The sequence below is a fragment of the Qipengyuania gaetbuli genome, assembly GCF_020524765.1.
GTDB classification, from domain to species: domain Bacteria; phylum Pseudomonadota; class Alphaproteobacteria; order Sphingomonadales; family Sphingomonadaceae; genus Qipengyuania; species Qipengyuania gaetbuli_A.
The window spans coordinates 264906-287928 of sequence record NZ_JAIVLR010000002.1; the positions used below are offsets into that span (position 1 = coordinate 264906).

Consider the following 23023-nt stretch of genomic DNA (forward strand, 5'->3'; position numbering starts at 1 on the left):
TCGCTTGGAGGCCAAGATGCCTAGTTGCGGTTCATGACCAAATATCTCCACACGATGATCCGTGTCACCGATCCCGAAGCGACGGTGGCGTTCTTCGAGCTGATCGGCCTGAAGGAAGTCCGCCGGGCGGATAGCGAGCAGGGCCGCTTCACGCTTATCTTCCTGGCCGCACCCGGGCAGGAAGGCGTGGCCGAGGTGGAACTCACCTATAACTGGCCGCCCGAAGACGGGAGCGATGGCGAGGTTTATTCTGGCGGCCGCAATTTCGGCCATCTCGCCTACCGCGTCGACAATATCTACGAGACCTGCCAGCGGCTGATGGACGCCGGACACACGATCAACCGTCCGCCGCGCGACGGGCACATGGCTTTCGTGCGGACACCCGACGGAATTTCCATCGAGCTCTTGCAGGAAGGCTACCTCGAGCCGCAGGAACCCTGGGCCAGCATGCAGAATACCGGAAGCTGGTAAGCACCCCTACCTAGCGTTCGTCTTCCTCGAGATAGGGCGAGCGCTGGTCGTCGGGGTGGTCGGTCGTCATGCGAAGGATCGTGTAGCCGACCACTGCGGAGATGAGGGAGCCCATCAGGATGCCGATCTTGGCTTCCTCGATCAGCAGGCTGTTGCCGGCGAATGCCAGGCTGGAAATGAACAGCGACATGGTGAAGCCGATCCCGCACAGGATCGATACGCCCCAGATTTCCGCCCAGTTCGCCCCTTCCGGACGCGGTGCGAAACCGACTTTGTCGGCGATCCAGATGGCCGAGAAAATACCGACCTGCTTGCCCACGAACAGGCCAGCGGCAATCGCCAGCGGGAGCGGGGCAAGGATGCCCGCAAGGCCCAGTGCGCCCAGCTCGACGCCGGCATTCGCGAAACCGAACACGGGCACGATGAGATAGGCGCTCCACGGTGCGAGGTTGTGCTCGAGATGTTCGAGCATGGTGTCGTCGTCCTTGCCGACCATGGGAATGGTAAGCGCCGCCACGACGCCAGCGATAGTGGCATGGACGCCGGAATTCAGCACCAGGAACCACAGCAGGAGGGCCATCAGGATGAAAGGCGTATAAGCGCTCACGCGCGCGCGGTTCATCGCCATCATGATGCCGGTCACGATTACTGCGCCGACCAGCCAGCTGAACTTGAGGTTGGCCGTATAGAACAAGGCGATCACCAGCACTGCGCCGATATCGTCGACGATGGCGACAGTGAGCAGGAACAGGCGCAGCGAAGCGGGAACGCGGTTACCCAGCAGACCCAGCACGCCCATGGCGAAGGCGATGTCGGTGGCGGCCGGGATAGCCCAGCCGCGCGTCAGGTCCTGCGCGCCTTCGGCATTGACGAAGAAGAGGTACACCAGCGCAGGCAGGATCATGCCTGCCGCCGCCGCGAGAACCGGCATCTTGCGCTGGTCGTTGTCGGACAACTGGCCCTCGATCCACTCGCGTTTCACCTCGAGGCCCACGACGAAGAAGAAAATCGCCATAAGGCCGTCATTGATCCACAGGTGCAGCGTGTTGAGCTTGAACGCCTCGGCAGAGAACAGCTCACCGTGGAAGAGGTGGTGATACTCGTTCGCCAGGGGCGAGTTAGCCGCGATCATCGCAGCGAGTGCAACCAGGATCAGCAGGATGCCCGCAGAAGCGTCGCTGACGAAGAGGGCGCGAACCGGGGCGAACACGAGACGGATGGGATTTTGCCTGTCAGTCATATCGGGGTGCTCTCTTTCGCAAAGCATCGCTCGTTGCAAGGGTCGATTCCCTGCGTTAGGTAACTCACTGGGGGGAAACGGTTTGTTGGTCGCACAATTTACCGCCGGCGAATGGCTGGCGCTCATTCAGCATGAACTCTTGCTCATGGCAGCGGTGTTTTTCGGCATCGGATTGCTGGACGAGCTGGCGATGGACGCTGCCTATGTCTGGCTGCGCCTGACAGGCCGCGCGAAGACCGAAAGGCTCCCCGGAACAGATCTTCGGGACGAGGAACTGACGGGCATGGCCGCCGTGTTCATTCCCGCCTGGCGGGAAGACGCGGTTATCGGTCCGACTCTGACCCATGCGCTTGCATCATGGCCGCAAGAGGACCTGCGGATCTATGTCGGCTGCTATCGCAACGATCCTGAAACGCAGGCCTCTATCGCCGTTGCCGCGCGAACGGATCGGCGGGTGCGCATGGTCATCGTCGGGGAGGATGGGCCGACCAGCAAGGCGCACTGCCTGAACCGTCTCTATCTTGCGCTGCGGGATGACGAGGCGCGGATGTGCTGCAAAGCGCATATGGTCGTGCTGCACGATGCAGAGGACATGGTCGATCCCGCAGCGCTCGTACTGCTCGACCGTGCAGTCTGGCATAGCGATTTCGTGCAATTGCCGGTCATGGCACTGCCGCCATCGGATTCTCGCTGGATCGCGAGCCACTATTCCGACGAGTTTGCGGAATCCCATGCCAAGGTGATGGTCGTGCGCAATGCCCTCGGCTGCGCCATCCCGGGAGCGGGGGTCGGCTCTGCCATTGCCCGCCCGATGCTGGACCGGCTGGCGCGCGCCCACCAGGGCGAACCTTTCGCACGCTATTCGCTGACGGAGGATTACGAGCTTGGCCAGAGGGTGGTCGCGCTGGGCGGGGCAGGGCGGTTCCTGCGCGTGCGAACAGAAGGCGGCAGGTTGGTCGCGACGCGCGCCTATTTCCCGTCCTCGCTGGAAACCTCGGTCCGCCAGAAGACCCGCTGGGTGCATGGCATCGCGCTACAGGGCTGGGACCGGCTCGGGTGGGGCGGGTCGGTGCTGAACCGGTGGATGACCCTGCGCGACCGGCGCGGCCCGCTGGCGGCTCTGGTGCTCGCCTGTGCCTATTTGCTCGTTGCCGCATCCTTCGTTTCGGGGCTGGCGGTCGAATTCGGCCTTGTCGCTGCGCTCGAACCATCGCCCATGCTTCGTGCATTGCTCCTGTTCACGTTTGCGGGTCTGTTCTGGCGGTGGGCGGCAAGAGCGGTCTTCACGGCACGCGAATACGGGGCCGCCGAAGGTCTGCGCGCCGTTCCGCGCGTGTTCGTTTCGAACATTATCGCGATCATGAGCGGGAGGAGGGCGCTCGCCGCCTACTTCGGAACGCTGTGCGGCGCGCCGGTCGTCTGGGACAAGACGGAACATAGCGACCATCCGGCCATGGCGCTGCAAAAGGAATTACCGGCATGATTTCCGCCGGGGTCGAGCGGCGCGGACGTCCGCTCATCTTCCTCCTCGTCGTGCTGGGCGGCTGGACCATGCTGCGCATGGCGACGTGGGAGAACCCCTTTCCCCACCAGCTTGTGCCGCAATGGGTAGCACCCGCCGTGGAGCGCTTCGTCCTAGAAGTAGCCCCGGCGAGGACGACTAATGAGCTTGCAGCCAGCGCCGTACTGGCAGGTCCTGCCCAAAAAAGGCTCGCCAAGCGCGTTTCGCATGGAAGGGACCTCAATGCCGCCTACGACATCGCTACGCTTCCAGCTCCCTTCTCCGAGGGACGGACCCTCGCTGGGCACAATCTGCTGCTCATGGCAGCGATGGCGCGCCTTCCCATGCCTTCCAGCATCGCAGACGTGCTCCCCAGGGACGATATGGCCGGGACGGTGGCTCCTCTTCCCGCTGCTTCCGAGGAAGTTCCGCAGCGCCGCTGGCGGTTCGACGGGTGGCTGATGCTGCGCGGCGGGAACGAGGGCGAGGTTGGCACTGGTCCGGCACCCCCTGCCTATGGAGGCAGCCAGGCAGGTGCATTGCTTGCCTATTCGCTCGCCCCGGGATCGCGGCGCGATCCGGCAATCTACTTGCGAGCAAGTGCTGCCCTGCGCGAACCCGGCCAGCGCGAAGCGGCCCTGGGACTGCGCGTGCGGCCACTGGGTAACAAGCGGCTTGCGATCCACGTGGAAGTTCGCGCCGCGCACGCCGGCTCCGGTACACAGGTACGCCCCGCAGCTTTCGCCACCTACGGCTATGAAAATCGCGACCTGCCGCAAGCGCTGGGTGCGCGCGCCTATGCGCAAGCCGGTTACGTCGGCGGCGATTTCGCGACCGGCTTCGCCGATGGCCAGCTGGTCGTGGATCGCGAAGTCGCAAAGTTCGATCTGGCGCGCCTGCGTATCGGAGCAGGAGCATGGGGCGGGATCCAGAAAGGCGCCGGGCGAATCGATGTCGGTCCGTCAGCCACCCTCGAGATGGAGATCGGCGATGTCCCGGCGCGCATCGGGCTCGACTATCGCATCCGGATTGCCGGCGATGCGGAGCCGGGTGACGGGCCTGCGCTGACCCTTTCGACGGGCTTTTGACACGGTTCAGCTTTTATCGACGGTGCGCCTGCGATAGGGCACCGCAATGGACGTCTACCTGCCAATCGCGAACCTGTCGGTCGATGGCCTCGTCATCGTCGCGCTGGGTGCGCTGACGGGCGTGCTGTCGGGCCTGTTCGGCGTCGGTGGCGGCTTCCTGACAACTCCGCTGCTCATTTTCTACGGCATCCCTCCCACGGTAGCGGCAGCCTCGGCCTCGACTCAGGTCACCGGCGCAAGCGTTTCGGGAGTGATCGCCCATTCGAAGCGTCGCGGCGTGGATTACCGCATGGGTGCGGTCCTGATCGGGGGCGGCGTGATCGGTTCTGGTTTCGGAGCCCTGCTGTTCAATTTCTTCCGCGCGATCGGCCAGATCGACGTGGTCATCAACGCGCTCTACGTCGTTCTGCTTGGCTCGATCGGCATCCTGATGGCCAAGGAAGCCCTGCAGACGCTGCGCGGTGCCGCCGGCAAGCAGGCCCCGCGCCGGCGCCACCATCCGCTGGTGGCCAGCCTTCCGTTCCGCTGGCGGTTCTACGCCTCGGGCCTCTACATCTCGCCGCTGGCCCCGCTTCTGGTCGGAGTGGTCGTCGGAATGCTGACCATGCTGATGGGCGTGGGCGGCGGCTTTATCCTCGTCCCCGCCATGCTCTACATTCTCGGCATGAGTGCGAACGTCGTGGTGGGCACGAGCCTGTTCAACATCCTCTTCGTGACCATCGCGACGACACTCATGCATTCGCTGACCACGCGCGCTGTCGACATCGTGCTGGTCGCATTGCTGCTGCTCGGTTCGGTGTCGGGTGCGCAGTTCGGATCGCAATTCGCGGTCAAGGCCAAGCCGGAAGTACTGCGCCTCGTGCTTGCCGGCATCGTGCTGCTCGTGGCCTTCAACATGTTCCTTCGCCTGTTCTACCGGCCGGACGAGATCTTCACGGTGTCGCCGCTGTGATCCGCGCGATACTCCTCACGATCGCCGCCTTCGTGCTGATGGGACAGCGCGATCCGGTGCTGGTGCCCGAAGTGTCGCAGCACGAGGTGCAGGTGCGCCAGGGCTTCGTGGGGCAGGAGCTGCTCCTGTTCGGCGCAATCCTCGACCCCTCGGGTGGCCCGGGCGAGGAATATGATATCGTCGTTGTCCTGAAAGGCCCGAGCGAACCGATCCGCCTGCGAGAAAAAGAACGTTTCGCAGGCGTCTGGATCAATGCGGAAAGCAGCGATTTCCGCTCCGTGCCCAGCTATTTCGCGGTCGCGTCATCGCGTCCCATCAACGAGATCGTCGACGACAAGACGGCCGCCATCTACGAATTCGGCACCGACTATATCCAGCTGTCGCCAAGCGGGTCGATCGAACCGGCGGTGGAGCGGCGTTTTGCTGCGGGCCTCGTCGATCTCAAGCGTCGGCAAGGCCTTTACCGGGAAGATTTCGGCGGCGTGCAGATAAACGAGGGCGTGCTTTACCAAGCGCGCATCGAGCTACCCTCGAACGTGACCACCGGGACCTATTCGGCAGAAACCTTTGCCGTGACCCGCGGCCGCGTCATCGCCTCCGCAATATCGGAAGTGGAGGTGCGCAAGGTAGGCTTCGAACGCGTGGTCGAGAACGGGGCAAACAATTGGGGCCTTGCCTACGGTCTGCTTGCCGTGATGCTTTCGGTCGGTATGGGCTGGGGTGCAGGGCGCCTCTTCGCCAGGCTCTGACAAGCGCCAAAAAGCGTCATCGTTGACGCGATTTTAACCCTTCTGCGTCATCCCCGTCATGCAATTCTGCGTGATGTGCATTGGGGGCTTGCGCCAGTTATGAACGACATGGGTAGCGGAAACTTTCGGACCTTCGATCCGGCCAAGGAAGAAGGCGCGGAGCCGCCGCAGCCGCGCGGCAATTCGCTGCGCGACCGTATCCGGCGCTCCGAGCAGGCACAGGCTCCGGCCGCCGCCGTGTCGCGTTCGGGCTATGTCCACCAGCCGCAGCAGGTTTCGGAGGCCTCGCCCGAACCGCAATATGAAGCGCCCGTGGCAGAACAGGCCGCGCCGTTAGTTCCGCCGCAGGACTACGCGCCCCAGCAGCCGCAGGCCGAAGCACCCGTCGCGCCGGTCGAGGCCGAAGCGCCTGCACCCGTAAAATCCGAGCCGCCGACCCCGGTTGCCGAGCTGGAGGCGGACCCGGTTGCCGACGGCGTTTCCGATAACGGCCTTCAGCCCATCGGCGTCGTGCTCGAAATCTCCGGTTCCGGTTCGATGATCGCCATCGACGTCCAGCGACTGACTGAGTGTGCCGACGATGCCGACCCTTCCATCGCGATGGCCGGCCAGGTCGGTTCACAGATCAAGATTCGCGTCGGCAACAGCTGGCTCCTAGCCAGTGTTCGCAACCAGAAGCAGGACCGCCGCGCAGGCAGCATCCTCGCCAATATCGACTTCCTTGGCGAGGGCGTGGAAGAAAAGCTCACCGGCAGGCTGCACGGCTTCCGCCGCGGTGTGACGCGCTATCCGGTTCCGGGTGCGATGGTCTATCCGGCCAGCACCGCCGACCTGAAACAAGTTTACGCCAGCGACGGCCGCAGCGCCGTCACCATCGGCCGCGTCTATCCGACCAAGGACATCCGCGCAGGCCTCTATGTCGACGCCATGCTCGGCAAGCACTTCGCGCTGCTCGGTTCGACCGGTACCGGTAAATCGACCAGCGCCGCGCTGATCCTGCACCGGATCTGCGAGGCGGCGCCCGAAGGTCACATCGTCATGATCGACCCGCACGGCGAATATTCGGCGGCCTTCCGCACGACCGGGGTGATCCTCGACGTATCGAACCTGCAGATGCCGTACTGGATCATGAACTTCGAGGAGCACTGCGAAGTGCTGCTCACCAGCAATGGCAATGACCGCCAGATCGATGCGGACATTCTGGCCAAGTGCCTGTTGCTGGCCCGCCAGAAGAGCCGCCTTGCCGAACAGATGGGCAAGATCACGGTTGATTCGCCGATCCCCTACCTGCTGTCCGACCTGTCGAACGCCATCCAGGACGCGATGGGCAAGCTCGACAAGGCGACCAATTCCGCACCTTACATGCGCATCAAGAACAAGCTGGACGAACTGAAGGCCGACCCGCGCTACCAGTTCATGTTCTCCGGCATGCTGGTGGCCGACACCATGGCCGAATTCGTCTCCAAGATTTTCCGCATGCCTGCCAACGGCAAGCCGATCTCGATCATCGACGTCTCGGGCGTGCCTTCGGACATCACCTCGACCGTGGTCGCGGTGCTCAGCCGCCTCGTGTTCGACTTCGCCATCTGGGGCCGCGAGGAAAAGACCACGCCGATCCTGCTGGTCTGCGAAGAAGCCCACCGTTACGTGCCGAGCGAAAAGAACGCCGACGGCAACTCGGTCGGCACGATCCTTTCGCGTATCGCCAAGGAAGGCCGTAAATACGGTATTTCGCTGGGCCTGATCACGCAGCGTCCGTCCGACCTTGCGGAAGGCGTGCTGTCGCAGTGCGGTACTATCATCTCGATGCGCCTCAACAACGACCGCGACCAGGACTTCGTCCGCGCGGCCATGCCCGAAGGCGCGCGCGGCTTCCTCGATGCCATCCCGGCGCTGCGCAACCGCGAGTGCATCATCTGCGGCGAAGGTGTCGCCATCCCGATCCGCGTGAGCTTCGACAATCTCGAGGAAATCAAGCGTCCGGCATCGGAAGACCCGAGCTTCGTCGAACTGTGGAGCCAGAGCGGCGGCGAAGAGGACATCGTCCAGCGCACTGTCCAAAGGTGGCGTAGCCAGGGATAAGGGGTCTCGGTTGCGGCCTACCGAGCCGCAGGCGAGGCAAGGGCGACCGCCCGCCCGCAGCGGGCGCAGCTTGCTGCGCGTCTAGCGAGGACGCTCGCGCGGAGGCGCGAGCGAAACGCAATCACGTTCCGCGGGTATCGCCGAACAGGTGGATATGCAGGCGGTCACTCATGCGGAAGCCGTGTTCCAGGCACAGGTCCGCGAGCCATTTTTCGCGCGTCCGCAGCGTATCGCTATCGGTACCTTCCGGCATCAGGAAAACGTGGCCGGGACGGAAGCGATAGCGTTCGTGCAGGGCTATTACCTCGTCCACGTCCGAAGGTTCTGCGATCACGAACTTGAAGAAGGCGCGAGGATCGGTGGCGTAGGCGTCGAGCCGTTCGGGGATCAGCGCCAGGTCTGCCGGATTGCCGCTATGCGCCAGCTTCGGGCTGACGTTGAACTGGTCGATCCGGATATCGAGCGCAGTCGTGGCCTTGGTAGTGCCGTTGGTTTCCACTTCGACCGACATATCGGGCAGCAGGTCGAGCAGCTTCGCAAGCGCAGGGGCCTGCAGCAGCGGCTCACCGCCAGTGATCACGAGGCGGTTCTGGCCGAGCGCGAGGATGCGCTCCGCCACCTCCGCCTCCTCCAGCGTCACCTGATTGCCCTTTCGGTCGAAGAATTCGCCAGAGCGGTGAGGGCGGTTATCGCCCTCGAAATACCAGGTGTAGGCCGTGTCGCACCACACGCACGCAAGGTTGCAGCGCGACAGCCGCATGAAGGCGACCGGCATACCCATGCTCGGCCCTTCGCCCTGGACCGAAGCGAAAATCTCCGGCCCGCCCGTGTCGTCGGTGGCGAGGACGAGGCTCACGTCACCCCAGCCGCGCCAGCGCCGCTTCGAGCCGTTCGATTTCGGCCGTGTGGTGCGCATGGTCGGCGCGCGCCTTCTCGACCGCTTCGGGCTTGGCACGCTCGACGAAGTTCGGATTGCCGAGGCGCCCCTCGAGCGACTTGGCTTCCTTGGCAGAGGCTTCGAGTGCCTTCGACAGGCGGGCCTTCTCGGCCTCAATGTCGATCACGCCTTCGAGCGGCACGATGAAAGCATCCTCGCCCGCCGCAACCTGCATCGCCGCGCCCGCAGGAGCATCGGCGAAGTGGACGGGCGTCAAGCGCGCAAGGCGTTCGATCGCGGCAGCGTTCTCTTCCACCACCTTGCGGCCGAGCGCCGACGGGGCGGGGCAATAGGCTGCCAGCTTCGCGCCCGGCGCAATGCCGAGTTCGTTTTTCGCCGTGCGCACCGCGCTGGTGAGCGCGATCAGCCAGTCGATTTCGGCCTTGGCCGCGGCATCCACGTCCGCCTGCGGATCGGGCCACTTGGCAGTGATCAGCGGGTAGTTCGCACGGTCGCCCTGCTTGGACCACAGTTCTTCCGTGATGAAGGGCATGAAGGGGTGCAGCATGACGAAGATCTGGTCGAGCGCCCAGCCGGCGACCGCCCTGGTTTCCTCGTCGATATTGCCCTTGATGAGTTCCAGGTACCAGTCGCAGAACCGGTCCCACACGAAGTGGTAGATCGTGTTCGCCGCGGCATCGAAGCGCAGGTCCGCCAGCGCCTTGTCGAGCGCGTCCTTGGTCTCGACGACCTCGCCGATGATCCACTTGTTGACCGCCAGCGTGGCAGCGGGCGCGGCGATGCTCGTGCTCGCCCCGATGCCGTTCGACTGGCAGAAGCGGGTCGCGTTCCACAGCTTGGTCGCGAAGTTGCGATACCCTTCGACGCGCTTCTCATCCATCTTGATGTCGCGGCCCTGGCTTTCCATCGCCGCCATGAAGAACCTGAGCGCGTCGGCACCATACTGGTCGATAAGGCCCAGCGGATCGACGACATTGCCCTTGGACTTGGACATCTTCGCCCCGTCGGCCGCGCGTACGAGGCCGTGGAGATAGAGCCGCTTCCACGGCACATCGCCCATGAATTTCATGCCCTGCATCGCCATGCGCGCATCCCAGAAGAACAGGATATCGAAGCCGGAAATCAGCAGGTCGTTGGGATAATGCTTCGCCAGAAGGTCGGTGTTCTCCGGCCAGCCGAGCGTGGCGAAGGGCCACAGCGCGGAAGAGAACCACGTGTCCAGCACGTCCTCGTCGCGGGTCAGTTCGACGCCGGCCCCTGCCTGCGCCTGCGCCTCGTCCTCGGTCATCGCGACATAGGCGTTGCCCTCGGCATCGTACCACGCGGGAATCCGGTGGCCCCACCACAGCTGGCGGCTGACGCACCAGGGCTGGATGTTTTCCATCCAGTTGAAGAAGGTCTTTTCCCAGCTTTTCGGGACGATCTCGATCGCGCCCGAACGCACTGCCTCGATAGGGGCCTGCGCGAGCTTTTCGGCATCGACGTACCACTGGTCGGTCAGCCAGGGTTCGATCACCACGCCGCCGCGGTCGCCGAAGGGCGTCGCGATGGTACGCGGTTCGGCATCGTGTTCGGTCTCGTTGCCGTCCTTGTCCTTGGTGACGTGCGGGATCAGGAAGCCCAGCTCCTTCATCCGCGCGACAACCAATTCGCGCGCGCCATCGACACCGTCGCGGCGGAAGCGGTGCAGGCCGATGAACTCGTCGGGGACCAGACCGTCGGCCGTCTGGCAGACGTTCGCTTCGGCATCGAGCATGTTGAGCATTTCGCCCGGGGCGAAGCCGGCGCGCTTGCCCACGTCGAAGTCGTTGAAGTCGTGCCCCGGCGTGATCTTCACACAGCCAGAACCGAGTTCGGGATCGGCATGTTCGTCGGCCACGACCTTGAAGCGCCGCCCGGTGATCGGCTGGAGAATGTCCTTGCCCACCACCGACTTGTAGCGTTCGTCGTCGGGATGCACGGCGACGGCCATGTCGGCCAGCATCGTCTCGGGCCGGGTCGTCGCCACGACGAGGTAATCCTTGCCTTCCGACGTCGTGACGCCGTCAGCCAGCGGATAGCGGAAGTGCCAGAAGCTGCCCTTGACGTCCTGCGTCTCGACTTCGAGGTCTGAAATCGCGGTCTTGAGCTTGGGGTCCCAGTTCACCAGACGCTTGTCGCGGTAGATCAGCCCGTCCCGATAAAGGTCAACGAAGACCTTGAGCACGGCCTCGGTGAAATGCGGATCCATGGTGAACTGTTCGCGGCTCCAGTCCATCGAACAGCCGAGGCGGCGCAGCTGGCGCGTGATCGTGCCGCCGCTTTCCTCTTTCCATTCCCACACCTTGTCGACGAAATCCTCGCGCGAATAATTGGTGCGCTTGTCCTGTTTCGCCTCCATCTGGCGCTCGACCACCATCTGCGTGGCGATACCCGCATGGTCGGTCCCGACTACCCACAGCGCGTCCTTGCCGCGCAGGCGCTCGTAGCGGATCACCACGTCCTGCAGCGTGTTGTCGAGCGCGTGCCCGATATGGAGCGAGCCGGTGACGTTCGGCGGCGGGTTCACGATGGTGAAGGGCTGCGCGTCCTTGCGCTCGGGCCGGAACAGGCCGTTGTCCTCCCAGTGCGCATACCAGCGCTGCTCGATTTCGGCCGGGTCGAAAGTCTTGGATAGCTCGGTGCTCATGGGACCGGCCTTTGCCAGCCGTCATGCTGCGATGCAACGCCGGAGACGGCATTGGGGCGCTGCGCATTGCTAACGTGCTTGTTTGATGCGGCAATTCCGCCCATACGCAGGGGTCAATGACAGGGCTTGCCGAATATGAGGTCGTCGAAGGGGAGGGCGGCAGCACGCTGGTGCTGACCGGGCCCTATCTCGTATCGACCATCGGCGCAGCCGACGACGACCTGCGCGGCATCGACGGTGCGATCGCGCGGGTCGATATCTCGGGGGTGACCGAGATCGACACCACGGGCGCCTGGCTCGCCTGCACGATCTCCACCGAACACGACGCGGAAATCCACGGCGCGGACGAACGCGCCCAGCGCCTGCTCGAAGCCATTTCCGGCCTTGGCGGCGAAGAGAAGCTGTCCGCGCCCCGCCTCCCGTTCTGGAGCCGCGTGCCCGAGGCGATGGGCGAGAAGATGTTCAATGCCCGCACCGGTATCATCGGTGTCGTCAGTTTCCTCGGTGCGCTGCTGATCTCCTGCGGTTCGCTCCTGCGCAATCCCTCGCGCTTCCGCATGGTCGCGCTGGTCCGGCAGGTCGAATACGTCGGCGTTTCGGCGCTGCCCATCATCGGCTTGATGAGCTTCCTCATCGGTGTCGTGATCGCCCAGCAGGGCGCGGTGCAGCTGGCACAGTTCGGGGCAGAGACGCTGACGGTGAACCTCGTCGGCCGCATCACCTTGCGCGAACTGGGCGTGCTGATGACCGCGATCATGGTCGCAGGCCGGTCGGGCAGTGCCTTTGCCGCCGAAATCGGCACGATGAAGCTGACCGAGGAAATCGACGCCATGCGTACGATCGGCATCTCCCCGATGGAAGCGCTGGTCATCCCGCGCATCATGGCGGCGGTCGTCATGATGCCGCTGCTCGGTTTCTACGCTTCCTGCATGGCGATCCTCGGCGGTGCGGTGATCGGCGAAACGATGCTCGGCATTCCGTTCTGGACGTTCCTGTCTCGCATCCAGGAAGTCGTGCCGACCTACGACTTGTGGGTCGGCCTCATCAAGGCGCCGGTCTTCGGCCTGATCGTCGGCCTTGCAGGCTGTTACAACGGGATGCAGGTGAAGGGTAATTCCGAAGAGGTCGGCAGGCGTACGACCATGTCGGTCGTTTCCGCCATCTTTGCGGTCATCGTGCTCGATGCCTTCTTCGCCGTGTTCTTCACCGAGCTGGGGTGGGGCTGATGAGCGATCCGCACAAGGCCCGCCGCCACGAGCGATACAAGGGCGAGTTCCCGATCGTGGTCGAGGGCCTCGAAAACCGGTTCGGCGAACACGTCGTCCACCAGAACCTCGACCTCAAGGTCCGGCGTGGCGAAATCATCGGCGTGGTCGGCGGATCGGGCACCGGCAAGTCGGTGCTCATGCGCTCGATCATCGGCCTCCAGCCGCCGACCGCGGGCGATGTCCATGTCTTCGGCCGATCAATTATCGATGCCGAGCCGGACGAGGAAATCGGCGTGCGCGACCGCTGGGGCGTGCTGTTCCAGGGCGGCGCCCTCTTCTCGACGCTGACGGTGGGCGAAAACGTCGAAGTTCCGCTCAAGCAGTTCTATCCCGACATTTCGGACGAGCTGCGGCACGAGATCGCCCGCTACAAGGTCATGCTTTCCGGTCTGCCGGAGAACGCCGTCAACAAGTACCCGAGTGAGCTTTCGGGCGGCATGAAAAAGCGCGCAGGCCTTGCCCGTGCCCTGTCGCTCGATCCCGAACTGCTGTTCCTCGACGAACCGACCGCGGGTCTCGACCCGATCGGCGCGGCGGCATTCGACAACCTGACGCGCGAACTGAAGGAAACGCTGGGGCTGACGGTTTTCCTGATCACCCACGACCTCGATACGCTGCACGAGATTTGCGACCGGGTGGCGGTGCTGGCGGACAAGCGGGTTATCGCGGTCGATACCGTTCCGAACCTCATGGAACTCGATCATCCCTGGATACAGGAATACTTCAACGGCCCGCGCGGACGGGCAGCGCTGACCGCGCAGGCGCTCGACGAATTGCGCCGCCACATGGACATGCCGGTCGCCGCGCACGCGGTCAAAGCGTTGGACAAAGCCGAAAAAGGCAAGGCATAAGCGAGGATAGATGGAAACGCGGGCAAATTACATCTGGGTGGGGGCCGTCACGCTGGCTGTGCTGGCGGCGCTCGCGCTGTTCATCGTCTGGCTGGCTCGCTGGGGCGAAGGCGCCCAGAAGGAATACGACATATTCTTCAAGCAGTCGGTGGCGGGCCTCGCCAACGGCAGCCAGGTGAGCTTTGCCGGCGTTCCTGTGGGCCAGGTCAGCCAGATCGTGTTGTGGGACAAGGACCCCGAATTTGTCCGCGTGCGCATTTCCGTGAAGGAAGAAGTGCCGATCCTCGTCGGGACCACTGCCACCATCCAGGGCAGCTTCACCGGCGTTTCGACCATCCTGCTTGACGGTGCGCGCAGCGGCGCTCCGCCGATTTCCTGCGAGACGACGGCCTGCACCGAAGGCGTGCCGATCATCCCGCCGCAGGACGGCGGGCTCAATGCGCTGTTGTCGAACGCCCCGCTGCTGCTGGAACGGCTGGCGACGCTGACCGAGCGCCTCACGCAATTGCTCGATGACGAGAACCAAGGCGAGATTGCCGGTATCCTCGCCAATACGAACGACATGACCCGCAGTCTTGCCGCCACCGCCCCGCAGATCGAGCGCACGATGGCCGAGCTGCAGGTTACCTTGCGCGAGGCGAGCGAGGCGCTCGACGAATTCGAGAAGGTGACGGCCTCTACCGACCGCCTGATCAACACCGAAGGCGAACAGCTGGCTGCCGAACTGCGCAAGACGCTGGCGTCTGCCGGCGGCGCTGCAAGGGCGCTTGAACAGACGCTCGAGGAAGCGCGGCCTGCGACCAAGCAGCTCACCGAAAGCACGTTGCCCGCTGCCGAGGCGACGCTGCGCGACCTGCGTGCGACCAGCAAGGCACTGCGCAGCGTGACCGAGAAAATCGAAGAGAAGGGCGCGGGCTCGCTGCTTTCCAGCCAGCCGCTGCCCGAATACGAACCCTAAGAGGCGATACCGCGATGAACCCGACCAAGACCCTCGCGATCCTCGCCCCCGCGCTCCTGCTGGGCGGCTGCATCAGCTTCGGCGCCGAACCGCCCGAAAGCCTGCTCACCCTGACGCCGAGCGCCAGTGCGCCTGCCGGAACCGGCGGCTCCAGCGCATCGGGCACGGCGATCGCACTCGTGGACTTCGATGCGCCCGCCGCGCTCGACGTGACCCGTGTGCCCGTCCAGGTGACCGCGACCGAGCTGGCCTATCTCAAGGATGCCGTCTGGGTCGAAAAGCCTGCCCGCCTGTTCCGCCGCCTTGTCGCCGAAACCATCCGTACCCAGTCGGGCCGCGTGGTAATCGACGGTGACGACCCGGGCGCGCTGGCAACCAACCGCCTGACCGGCACGCTGCGCCAGTTCGGCTATGACGCCACGACGTCGAGCGTGGTGGTGGTCTTCGATGCCGTGCGTCCCGGCGAGGGCCAGGCAGTCGAAACCCGCCGTTTCCAGGCGGTCGTGCCCGGCGTGACTCCCGACGTGCAGGGCGTCGGCCCCGCGCTCAACCGCGCCGCGAACGATGTCGCAGCACAGGTCGCGGAGTGGGTCGGCTAGTCTTGCTGCAGTCCGCCAACGATCCGAAAGCGGACATTCCCACGCAAACGTAAAAGCGCGTTTGGAGCGGAAATCTCAGCCCGCCCTGAGACGTTTGTACAAGATGCGTGTCTCGAGCAGGTTGGCAATGCGAAGGCCGACCTCGATCACGTCGAAAGGCTTGGCGACGAAATCCTTCGCTCCCAGCGAAAGGGCTCGCCGCCGTGCCTGCAGGGTCGTGTCGGCCGTCAGGACGAGGATCGGTCGGAACTCTTCCGCCCGATCATGACGCGAGAAAGATTCGAGCAGTTCGAAGCCATCGATTTCAGGCATCATCAAATCCAGCAGGACGATATCCGGCTCGAGATCAATATAGGCCCGCATCGCCTTCTTGGGGTCGGTCAGGCAATGGATGTCCGTGTATCCTTCGCGTTCGAGCACGCTTCGCAGCAAGAGGACGTTGGCCTCTTCATCATCGATCGCAAGAATGCGGCAGGAGGTGATTTCGGCAGGCGCCACGAGTTGCATGGTCATGATCCTTGGGGAATTCTGGCGGCATCGTCGGCCTCGTCTTCCGGCGATGAACCCTCAAGAGGCAGGGAAAACCAGAAGCGCGCGCCAGACTGTGCGCCGGAGGCCGTCAGCGGTTGATACCCGATTTCGCCCTTCATGGATTCCACCAGGCTCTTCGAAAGCGCCAGTCCCAAGCCTGTACCTTCGGTGGCTGACCGGCTCTGCTCGCCCAATCGGTCGAATGCCGTGAAGAGCCGCGGGACGTTGTCAGGTTCGATACCGGGCCCGTCGTCTTCCACTTCGATTATCGCAGTCGAACCCTCGATGCGGCCGGACAGGCGTACGGTCTTTCCGGTGCGATTGTACTTTGCCGAATTGCCGATGAGGTTGAGGGCAACCTGTAAGGCGCGCCGTTTGTCGGCCAGCACGGTCACTTCTCCCTCTGGTACGTCGAGTGTGAAGGCAAGCCCGGCCTGTTCGACCAGCGGCAGGCCGATCGCGTGCGCTTCGGTCAGCAGTTCGCGCAGGCCGATCGGCTCGATTGCCAACTCGTTGGCACCTGCTTCGATGCTCGAGATGTCGAGCAGGTCATTGATCAGCGATAGCAGGTGGCGCCCCGCCTTCATGATCTGCGTCACGGCGGAGCGGTGTTGCGTTGCGAGATGCTCCTCGTCGATCTCGAGCAATTGCCCGAAGCCGAGAATGGCGTTCATCGGGGTCCGCAATTCGTGGCTGGTTCGCGAAAGGAAGGCGGTCTTGGCGCGGCTGGCCGCGATGGCTTCCTCGCGGGCGCTGCGCAGTTCCTCTTCCGTGCGGCGGCGCTCGGACATGTCCCGCGTGACCTTGGCAAAGCCGCGCAAGGTGCCTTCTCCATCACGCAGGGCGGTGATGACCACATTGGCCCAGAAGCGCGTCCCGTCGCGGCGGACACGCCAGCCTTCGTCCTCGGCAGAGCCGTCCCGTATCGCGCGCTCTATCATCCGCTGCGGCAGGAATTCGCGGGTCTCGGGCGGATAGAACGAGCTGAAATGGCGACCCAGAATTTCGCTTGCCCGCCACCCCTTGATACGCTCGGCGCCGAGGTTCCAGGTGGCTACGTTGCCCTCTGTATCGAGCGCGAAAATGCCGTAGTCGCTGACGCGGTCGACAACGAGACGGAAGCGTTCCTCACTCTCGCTCAGGTCCTTCTCCCGGGCGCGTAGCAGGGCGCTGGCACGCCCGAGCCGCTGCGCAAGCCGCCCGATCTCGTCGGCCTCTTCCGGCAGATCGTCCAGCTCTGCACCCTGCGCCAAGCGCTCGGCATTGCCTTCGAGGACCCGCACGCGCCGCACGATCCCGGTGGAGAAAAGATAGACCGCCGCGACGCTGCCAAGCAGGCCGAGCAGCGCACTGATGCCGGTCAATGCCAGAAAGCGTGAGCGCACGTCATCCACCCGCTCCCTGCGCTGGTCGAGCAGGACCGCCTCCTTGCGCTGGATGACGTCGACCTGGTTCCCGAGGCGTTCGAGCACGTCGCGGTTTGCGTTCAGTTCTTGCTCCAGCGCTTGCCGGGACGAGGCAAGATCCGCGCCGCCCCGAGACACCCGCACAATGTCGCCCAGCCCCTGGCGTTTCGCATCGACCAGCTGTTCGAGGACGACGAATTCCTTCCGCACGCCGGGATCCTCGATCGCCTCGTCCAGCCGTTCCATGGTGGGGGGCAATTCCCGCTCCGCCACGGAGAACGGTTCGAGGAACCGGTCCTGCCCTGTCAGCGCATACCCACGAACCCCGGCCGCAGCCTGTGAAAGCAGCGCATGGACCTGATAGGTGTCGCGCTGGATCGCGAATGCCCGGCGGACGTCGGCCTCGGCCCTTTCTTCGGCAGTGCTCGCAAAATAGAGCGAGGCGAGCGCACTGAACAGGATGGCGAGAGGGATGGCGATAAACACCAAGCCCTTGATCGCCAGAGGACGATCCGCCCAGAATCGCATGGGGGCTGTCTGTGGTCTCACCGCCTGCCCAGCCTACCCGTCTTCGCGCCGCATCTGGGTTATCAGAACGGCAGCCTGCGTACGGTCGGCGACGCCGAGTTTGCCGATGATCCTCTCGACATGCACCTTCACGGTCGCCGGGCTGATTTCGAGCCGGCGACCGATTTCCTTGTTGGTCAGCCCTTCCGCGACCAGCGCCACTACATCGCGCTCCCGGCCGGTCAGCATGCGGGAAAGGTCGGCTTCACGGCCCGGAAGTGGCGCCGCGCGCATCGCGGCGTTCACGAGGTCTAGCGATACGGCCGACTGGCCCGCCCGAACCTGCGCGATAGCAGCCTTGAGTTCCGCAATTGCGGCGTCCTTGAGGATATAACCGGCTGCCCCTGCGGCCAGCGCTTCGCGAACATAGGCCGGCATTTCGTGCAAGGTCAGCATAAGCACGCGTGTTCCTAGGCCCAGCGCCACAATCTGCCGCGTCGCCTCCAGGCCATCGATTCCCGCACCCAGCCGGATGTCCATCAGGACGATTTCCGGCTGGTGCTGGCGCACCTGCTCCACCGCCTCTTCGCCGGTCGACGCCATGTCGACGATTTCGATGTCGGGACCGGCGAGAACTGCCTTGAGACCTTCGCGGGCCAGCTGGTGGTCATCGACGATCAGGACGCGGGTTGCTGCAGTCATGGAGCCGGCACCTCGGGGAGATAGGCAGTAACGACAACGCCTCCGCGTTCGCCTGCCCGCCAGTCGAGCCTGCCGCCGACGGCCGTCATGCGCTCCGACATGACCCCAATGCCGATGTGCTTGCCCGAATCTTCCTGGGGCAGGCAATCACCGGGCGGGCCGCGACCGGTATCCGCAATGCGCAAGAAGCCGCTGCGGCCCTCTTTTGGAAGTGCAAGCTCCAGCCCGACGGCGCAGGGCCCTCCGGCGTGCTTGCGGATGTTCGCGATTGCTTCCTGGGCGACGCGAAACAGGGCGGTTTCCAGGATCCTCGGGAGGCGATCGGCCGAGCCTGAAAGGCTGACCGAAACCCTGTAGCCTTCGTCTTCCAGACCATCGGCGAGGGCGCGTATGGCCGCTTCAAGCCCGAGATCGTCGAGCAGTGTCGGGCGCAAGCCGCCGATGACTGCCCTCAGCTCCCGCACCAGGCCTCGGGCGATATCAGCGAGCCGTGCCCGCTCTGCCGCTGGCAAGTCCGGAGCCTCCGAACCCGGCCCTTCGATCAGCCTCGCGAGGGCTGTCGCGGTTTGCGCGACGCCGTCGTGCAATTCCTGCGAAACGCGTAGGCGTTCGCTTTCCTGCGCCGAGAACATGCGTTCGACCAGCATTTCAAGCCGCTTTTCGCGATCCAGCAAGGTTTCGACAAGTCGCTGGCGCTCTCCGTCGCGCCGGTTGCGGTCGATGGCCGCGCCCATGAGCTCGAGATAGAGACGAAACGTCTCCCGGTCTTCCTCGTCCCGGATGTCCCGTTCGCCAGCAAGGCCTTCAATAGCGATAAAGCCGAGCGGCTGATCGCTGCCGACCGCGCGGATCGCGATCCCCGATCCCTCGCCGCCAGGGGTGAAGCGCGCGCTGCGATATCCAAGAAAGAAAGCCAGCCTCTCCGCGCATTGGTCGAGCACCTCGCTCAAGGCTTCGGGGCTGGCTTCGGACAGGGTCTTCGCGACGCTCGACAGCAAACGCATACGTGCGGCACGCGCCTCTGCTGCGCGATATAGTTCGCGCAGTTCCGCAACCGTTTCGAGCGGTGGGGGAGAGGAGGGCACCTGCTGCCGCATTCGTCGATCTTTAGAGGAATTGGCGCAAAGCGCATAGGCCATCCGGCCTACGCCGCGCGGTTAGCCGCCCGGCAGATTTGGACCGTGTCCCGTCCGCCTAGATGAGCTCCGTCGGGTTGATCCCCGCAAACGGTTCAGCGCCATCGCAAGAAGATCGCGCAGGCTAACAGGAGACGAAACATGAAGCTTACCCGTATCAAGGCCCTCGGCCTCGCCGCCGCCCTTCCGCTCGCTGCCATCGCTGCACCTGTCGCAGCACATGACCATGGTGCCAAGAAGACCGTATCGACCGCAACCTACGCACCGATCACGGAAGCCGAAGTCATTGCCGCGCAGCAGGCCTGGGGCAACGCTCTGGTCGCCATCGCAACCGAATACGACAACAAGGGCCACGCAGCCGCCAAGAAGCTGGCAGGCGAGATCATCGACAGCGCTTACGGCTACAATCTCGGCCCCGTGCTGTTCAAGCCGACCCTTGCCAACGGCGAAGGCGAACAGACCTTCCGTACGTCGCGTGACGGCGCTGTGTCCTACTTCGTGGGCGGCGATCCGAAGTTCGCCCAGGACGGCGGCTTCGCGCTCAAGGGCTGGCGTTCGTTCGAAATCGACAATGCCGGCATCCTCATCACTGGCAACTCGGCCACTTCGATGGGCCACGTGACGGTGATCGACGCCAAGGGCAATCGCACCACGGTCGACAAGACCTGGGGCTATGTCCGCGGTCCGGACGGCAAGCTGCGCATCGTGGTCCACCACTCCTCGCTGCCGTATTCGGCTGACTAAGCGAGCCAACCCGGCTCCGGCGCGCGCTAACTCCCCTCCCCAAGGGCGCGCCGGGGCCACCCCCCCAAGCAAGAGAGCCAGGGCCCCATCCGCACAGCTCGCGGATCGGGCAAAGGCCGCATCAGGACCTCCCCCATGTTCAAGACCCGTTACCTTCTCGCATGCGCCGCAGTTGCGCTGCCTTTCGCAACGCCTGCCGCCGCTCAGGAAGCCGGCGATATCCAGATCAAGGGTTTCGTCACGGGCGTTCTGCCCGATGGTGCCATCACCGAGGTCGAGACCGACCTCATCGGCTTGCCCGCGGATTCGCAGACCGAAGCTTCGGATTCGGTCGTGCCGACCGTCGCGATCGAGTACTTCGTGTCGCCCAACTTCTCGCTCGAGACGATCTGCTGCGTCACGCCGCACGACGTCACCGGGGCGGGCGCTCTGGAAGGCGCGGAACTGATCGACGATGCGATCATCCTGCCTGCAAGCCTGACGGCGAAGTATCACTTCAACCTCGGCGGCGGGATCAAGCCCTACCTCGGCGCCGGCGCCACCTACTTCATGATCTTTTCGGAAGATGTCGGCGCTGACGCTGCTGCACTCGGCGCGACCGATGTCGACCTGTCGGACGAATTCGGCTTCCTGCTGCAGGGCGGTGTCGACATCGCGCTGAACGATCGCGGACTCGGCCTCTCGCTCGACGCCAAGCGCTACTTCGTCGGCACGACAGCCACTTTCAGTGCGGGTCAGACCGTTGCGCTGCAGAGCGAACACGATCTTGATCCGTGGGTTCTCAGTGCCGGCCTCGCCTATCGCTTCTGACAATCTTAATCCTCCCGACAAGGACACCGTGCAAATCCGCGCGGTGTCCTTTCGGTCCTCGGCCTTAGCGCCTTCCAGTCATCGAGCCGGGGCCATCTCCCAACATGTTCGAAACAATTACCTTCCTTGTCGTCGGCCTGGCCGGATTGCTGATCGGGGGCGAACTGCTCGTGCGCGGCGCTGTCCGGCTCGCCGAAAAAGCAGGTGTAACGCCGCTCATTGTGGGGCTGGTGATTGTCGGGTTCGGCACCTCGACGCCCGAATTGATGACCAGCGTGGAAGCGGCCATGGCAGGCTCGCCCGCAATTGCGTGGGGCAACATCGTGGGCTCGAATATCGTCAACGTACTGGTGATATTGGGCTTTGCGGCCCTGATTACCCCAATCTTCTTGCGCGGCGGGAACCTGCTTCGCGATACCGGCGTGTGTGTCGCGGCATCGCTGGGGCTTCTGGGTCTGGCTGCGACCGGTTGGCACGGGGCATGGATCGGCCTTGCAATGGTGGCCGGCCTCTTCGTCTATATCGTGCGCTGCTACCGCGACGAGCGTGTGGTGCCAGCCGACGCCGTCCACTCGGCGGCTTTCGACCGCCAGCAGGCGCTGGAAATCACCGATACTGCCCTGCACCAGAAGGGGGAAAGCTGGTGGAAGGCCGCTCTGCTCCTACTGGCCGGACTGGCTCTGCTGATGCTGGGTGCGCGCTTCCTGGTGAGCGGAGCGATCGACCTGGCCCGGATCGCCGGCCTCAGCGAGGCGGTGATCGGCCTCACGATAGTGGCGATCGGAACCTCGCTCCCGGAACTCGTTACCTCGGTCGTAGCTGCGCGCAGAGGCGAAGCCGAAATCGCTTTCGGAAACGTTGTCGGTTCCTGCATCTACAATATTCTCGGGATCGGGGGCGTCACGATGGTTGTTAGTCCGGCTGCCATTCCGGCGACGCTCTTTCCCTTCGATCTCGGCGTAATGGCAGCGACTGCGATCGCGGTCCTGGTCGTGAGCCTCACCTGGAAGCGTTTCGGCCGGCCGGCCGGTATCGTCCTGATCGTGGGGTACGCGGCCTATGTCGCAGCATTGCTTGCCGCTCCTGCGGTTCACGACCCCATCAAAACGCAGGCGCCGCTGCCGGCGTCGCAAGCCTCACAGCATCTCCTGATCCCGACCCAAGCATAATCGAAGGATACCCAAGGTGAGAAAACAAGGCATTATGCTTGCATCGGTGGCATTGGCGGCAACCCCGTCGACCGCTTACGCCAGCGATGACGCCGCGGAACTATGGCTCAACCCTTCGGTCGAAGTCGGACTGGATAACGACACGGCTTTCGAGCTCGAAACCGCCCAGCGCTTCCGTTCGGAAGGCGACGGCCGGGTGGACACTTACTTCTTCCGCGGCTGGGTCAAGCAGGACATTGCCGACAACGCCACCCTGGCCGGTGCGGTCGAGTACCGCATCAACGACGGCGGATCGAACGAAGTTCGCACGATGCAGCAGCTTTCCACCAGTCACGGCATCCTGAAGACACGGCTACGACTGGAGCAGCGCTTCGTCGACGGAGCCGATCGGATGGGCTTGCGCCTTCGGCCCCGGCTTGGCGTGGGGTTCGACCTGACCGCCGACGGCCGCTGGTCCGCAGGAGCCGATGCCGAACTCTTCTGGGTACTGCGGGGCAACAATGTCGATAGCGATACGGGCATCACGGGCCTGCGTACGACAGTCGGCGTGGAGTACGAGGTCAACGAGAACCTTACGCTCGGCCTGTCGTACTTGCGCCAACAGGATTTCGAGGATGAAGGGCCGGATGAAATCGGCCATGCGCCCCTGATCGGCATTGAATACACATTCTAGCGAGCAGATCGGCGCGCCGA

Annotated in this window: 21 protein-coding genes; 14 read left to right on the forward strand and 7 right to left on the reverse strand. The window is 64.1% G+C overall.

Features of this window, described 5'->3' with window-relative positions; translation table 11 throughout:
• Positions 1-33: 33 nt before the first annotated feature.
• On the forward strand, positions 34-471 hold the full coding sequence (locus LC083_RS09810; protein WP_226700243.1) for a VOC family protein: 438 nt from the start codon (positions 34-36) through the stop codon (positions 469-471).
• A gap of 10 nt (positions 472-481) precedes the next feature.
• On the opposite strand, the gene nhaA is transcribed toward LC083_RS09810, so the two are convergent.
• Positions 482-1711, reverse strand: a complete 1230-nt coding sequence (gene nhaA / locus LC083_RS09815) for a Na+/H+ antiporter NhaA (protein WP_226700244.1) — start codon at positions 1709-1711, stop codon at positions 482-484.
• 85 nt (positions 1712-1796) lie between these two features.
• Between nhaA and LC083_RS09820 the strand changes: the two genes are divergently transcribed.
• The 5 genes from LC083_RS09820 to LC083_RS09840 all read left to right on the forward strand — a co-directional run bounded on the left by LC083_RS09820 (position 1797) and on the right by LC083_RS09840 (position 8083).
• Positions 1797-3194: a glycosyl transferase family protein gene (locus LC083_RS09820; protein WP_319003436.1), complete on the forward strand. Its 1398-nt coding sequence runs from the start codon at positions 1797-1799 to the stop codon at positions 3192-3194.
• Positions 3191-4300 (forward strand): hypothetical protein, encoded by a 1110-nt coding sequence (locus tag LC083_RS09825; RefSeq protein ID WP_226700246.1) that lies wholly within the window; start codon positions 3191-3193, stop codon positions 4298-4300. The genes LC083_RS09820 and LC083_RS09825 overlap by 4 nt, the downstream gene beginning before the upstream one ends.
• Before the next feature lie 46 nt (positions 4301-4346).
• Positions 4347-5252, forward strand: a complete 906-nt coding sequence (locus LC083_RS09830) for a sulfite exporter TauE/SafE family protein (RefSeq protein WP_226700247.1) — start codon at positions 4347-4349, stop codon at positions 5250-5252.
• A gap of 38 nt (positions 5253-5290) precedes the next feature.
• Entirely contained in the window at positions 5291-6001 is a 711-nt protein-coding gene (locus LC083_RS09835; protein ID WP_226700788.1) for a TIGR02186 family protein, read from the forward strand.
• Between the two features lie 99 nt (positions 6002-6100).
• The gene (locus tag LC083_RS09840) at positions 6101-8083 is read left to right on the forward strand and encodes an ATP-binding protein (RefSeq protein ID WP_226700248.1); all 1983 of its coding nucleotides are present in this window, start codon (positions 6101-6103) and stop codon (positions 8081-8083) included.
• Between the two features lie 121 nt (positions 8084-8204).
• Here LC083_RS09840 and LC083_RS09845 read toward each other — a convergent pair whose 3' ends face one another.
• Together LC083_RS09845 and LC083_RS09850 are read right to left on the reverse strand one after the other, a co-directional pair.
• A complete protein-coding gene (locus LC083_RS09845) occupies positions 8205-8939 on the reverse strand; it encodes a 7-carboxy-7-deazaguanine synthase QueE (RefSeq protein WP_226700789.1) in 735 nt (244 codons plus the stop codon).
• Position 8940: 1 nt separating this feature from the next.
• The gene (locus LC083_RS09850; RefSeq protein ID WP_226700249.1) at positions 8941-11649 is read right to left on the reverse strand and encodes a valine--tRNA ligase; all 2709 of its coding nucleotides are present in this window, start codon (positions 11647-11649) and stop codon (positions 8941-8943) included.
• 116 nt (positions 11650-11765) lie between these two features.
• Between LC083_RS09850 and LC083_RS09855 the strand changes: the two genes are divergently transcribed.
• Genes LC083_RS09855 through LC083_RS09870 form a run of 4 tightly spaced genes read left to right on the forward strand, consistent with a single transcriptional unit; the run spans position 11766 to position 15325 of the window.
• Positions 11766-12875, forward strand: a complete 1110-nt coding sequence (locus LC083_RS09855; protein ID WP_226700250.1) for an MlaE family ABC transporter permease — start codon at positions 11766-11768, stop codon at positions 12873-12875.
• Positions 12875-13768 (forward strand): ABC transporter ATP-binding protein, encoded by an 894-nt coding sequence (locus tag LC083_RS09860; RefSeq protein ID WP_226700251.1) that lies wholly within the window; start codon positions 12875-12877, stop codon positions 13766-13768. Before LC083_RS09855 ends, LC083_RS09860 begins: the two co-directional genes overlap by 1 nt.
• 10 nt (positions 13769-13778) lie before the next feature.
• Positions 13779-14726 (forward strand): MlaD family protein, encoded by a 948-nt coding sequence (locus LC083_RS09865; RefSeq protein ID WP_226700252.1) that lies wholly within the window; start codon positions 13779-13781, stop codon positions 14724-14726.
• A 14-nt stretch (positions 14727-14740) separates the two neighbouring features.
• Entirely contained in the window at positions 14741-15325 is a 585-nt protein-coding gene (locus tag LC083_RS09870) for an ABC-type transport auxiliary lipoprotein family protein (protein ID WP_222554495.1), read from the forward strand.
• Between the two features lie 75 nt (positions 15326-15400).
• Here LC083_RS09870 and LC083_RS09875 read toward each other — a convergent pair whose 3' ends face one another.
• From LC083_RS09875 to LC083_RS09890, 4 genes are read right to left on the reverse strand one after another with little or no spacing between them, the layout of a single operon-like run.
• On the reverse strand, positions 15401-15838 hold the full coding sequence (locus tag LC083_RS09875; protein WP_226700253.1) for a response regulator: 438 nt from the start codon (positions 15836-15838) through the stop codon (positions 15401-15403).
• Positions 15835-17790, reverse strand: a complete 1956-nt coding sequence (locus LC083_RS09880; protein ID WP_226700254.1) for an ATP-binding protein — start codon at positions 17788-17790, stop codon at positions 15835-15837. Before LC083_RS09880 ends, LC083_RS09875 begins: the two co-directional genes overlap by 4 nt.
• Positions 17791-17823: 33 nt before the next feature.
• On the reverse strand, positions 17824-18471 hold the full coding sequence (locus LC083_RS09885) for a response regulator (protein WP_226700255.1): 648 nt from the start codon (positions 18469-18471) through the stop codon (positions 17824-17826).
• Positions 18468-19568, reverse strand: coding sequence for a sensor histidine kinase (locus LC083_RS09890; protein ID WP_226700256.1), 1101 nt, complete (start codon positions 19566-19568; stop codon positions 18468-18470). Before LC083_RS09890 ends, LC083_RS09885 begins: the two co-directional genes overlap by 4 nt.
• A gap of 180 nt (positions 19569-19748) precedes the next feature.
• Between LC083_RS09890 and LC083_RS09895 the strand changes: the two genes are divergently transcribed.
• From LC083_RS09895 to LC083_RS09910, 4 genes are all read left to right on the forward strand, one after another.
• Positions 19749-20351 (forward strand): phosphoribosyl-AMP cyclohydrolase, encoded by a 603-nt coding sequence (locus tag LC083_RS09895; RefSeq protein ID WP_226700257.1) that lies wholly within the window; start codon positions 19749-19751, stop codon positions 20349-20351.
• Positions 20352-20486: 135 nt separating this feature from the next.
• Positions 20487-21161: an OmpW/AlkL family protein gene (locus LC083_RS09900; protein ID WP_226700258.1), complete on the forward strand. Its 675-nt coding sequence runs from the start codon at positions 20487-20489 to the stop codon at positions 21159-21161.
• Positions 21162-21265: 104 nt separating this feature from the next.
• The gene (locus LC083_RS09905; protein WP_226700259.1) at positions 21266-22330 is read left to right on the forward strand and encodes a calcium/sodium antiporter; all 1065 of its coding nucleotides are present in this window, start codon (positions 21266-21268) and stop codon (positions 22328-22330) included.
• Between the two features lie 16 nt (positions 22331-22346).
• Complete coding sequence (locus tag LC083_RS09910; RefSeq protein ID WP_226700260.1) at positions 22347-23003, forward strand: DUF2490 domain-containing protein; 657 nt, start codon at positions 22347-22349, stop codon at positions 23001-23003.
• Positions 23004-23023 lie beyond the last annotated feature (20 nt).

What these genes read in the sequence shown, in the direction of transcription:
- LC083_RS09810 (WP_226700243.1), top strand. Translation starts at nt 34, where the DNA reads ATGACCAAATATCTCCACACGATGATCCGTGTCACCGATCCCGAAGCG.
- nhaA (WP_226700244.1), bottom strand. Translation starts at nt 1,711, where the DNA reads ATGACTGACAGGCAAAATCCCATCCGTCTCGTGTTCGCCCCGGTTCGC.
- LC083_RS09825 (WP_226700246.1), top strand. Translation starts at nt 3,191, where the DNA reads ATGATTTCCGCCGGGGTCGAGCGGCGCGGACGTCCGCTCATCTTCCTC.
- LC083_RS09830 (WP_226700247.1), top strand. Translation starts at nt 4,347, where the DNA reads ATGGACGTCTACCTGCCAATCGCGAACCTGTCGGTCGATGGCCTCGTC.
- LC083_RS09835 (WP_226700788.1), top strand. Translation starts at nt 5,291, where the DNA reads ATGGGACAGCGCGATCCGGTGCTGGTGCCCGAAGTGTCGCAGCACGAG.
- LC083_RS09840 (WP_226700248.1), top strand. Translation starts at nt 6,101, where the DNA reads ATGAACGACATGGGTAGCGGAAACTTTCGGACCTTCGATCCGGCCAAG.
- LC083_RS09850 (WP_226700249.1), bottom strand. Translation starts at nt 11,649, where the DNA reads ATGAGCACCGAGCTATCCAAGACTTTCGACCCGGCCGAAATCGAGCAG.
- LC083_RS09855 (WP_226700250.1), top strand. Translation starts at nt 11,766, where the DNA reads ATGACAGGGCTTGCCGAATATGAGGTCGTCGAAGGGGAGGGCGGCAGC.
- LC083_RS09860 (WP_226700251.1), top strand. Translation starts at nt 12,875, where the DNA reads ATGAGCGATCCGCACAAGGCCCGCCGCCACGAGCGATACAAGGGCGAG.
- LC083_RS09865 (WP_226700252.1), top strand. Translation starts at nt 13,779, where the DNA reads ATGGAAACGCGGGCAAATTACATCTGGGTGGGGGCCGTCACGCTGGCT.
- LC083_RS09870 (WP_222554495.1), top strand. Translation starts at nt 14,741, where the DNA reads ATGAACCCGACCAAGACCCTCGCGATCCTCGCCCCCGCGCTCCTGCTG.
- LC083_RS09875 (WP_226700253.1), bottom strand. Translation starts at nt 15,838, where the DNA reads ATGACCATGCAACTCGTGGCGCCTGCCGAAATCACCTCCTGCCGCATT.
- LC083_RS09880 (WP_226700254.1), bottom strand. Translation starts at nt 17,790, where the DNA reads ATGCGATTCTGGGCGGATCGTCCTCTGGCGATCAAGGGCTTGGTGTTT.
- LC083_RS09885 (WP_226700255.1), bottom strand. Translation starts at nt 18,471, where the DNA reads ATGACTGCAGCAACCCGCGTCCTGATCGTCGATGACCACCAGCTGGCC.
- LC083_RS09890 (WP_226700256.1), bottom strand. Translation starts at nt 19,568, where the DNA reads ATGCGGCAGCAGGTGCCCTCCTCTCCCCCACCGCTCGAAACGGTTGCG.
- LC083_RS09895 (WP_226700257.1), top strand. Translation starts at nt 19,749, where the DNA reads ATGAAGCTTACCCGTATCAAGGCCCTCGGCCTCGCCGCCGCCCTTCCG.
- LC083_RS09900 (WP_226700258.1), top strand. Translation starts at nt 20,487, where the DNA reads ATGTTCAAGACCCGTTACCTTCTCGCATGCGCCGCAGTTGCGCTGCCT.
- LC083_RS09905 (WP_226700259.1), top strand. Translation starts at nt 21,266, where the DNA reads ATGTTCGAAACAATTACCTTCCTTGTCGTCGGCCTGGCCGGATTGCTG.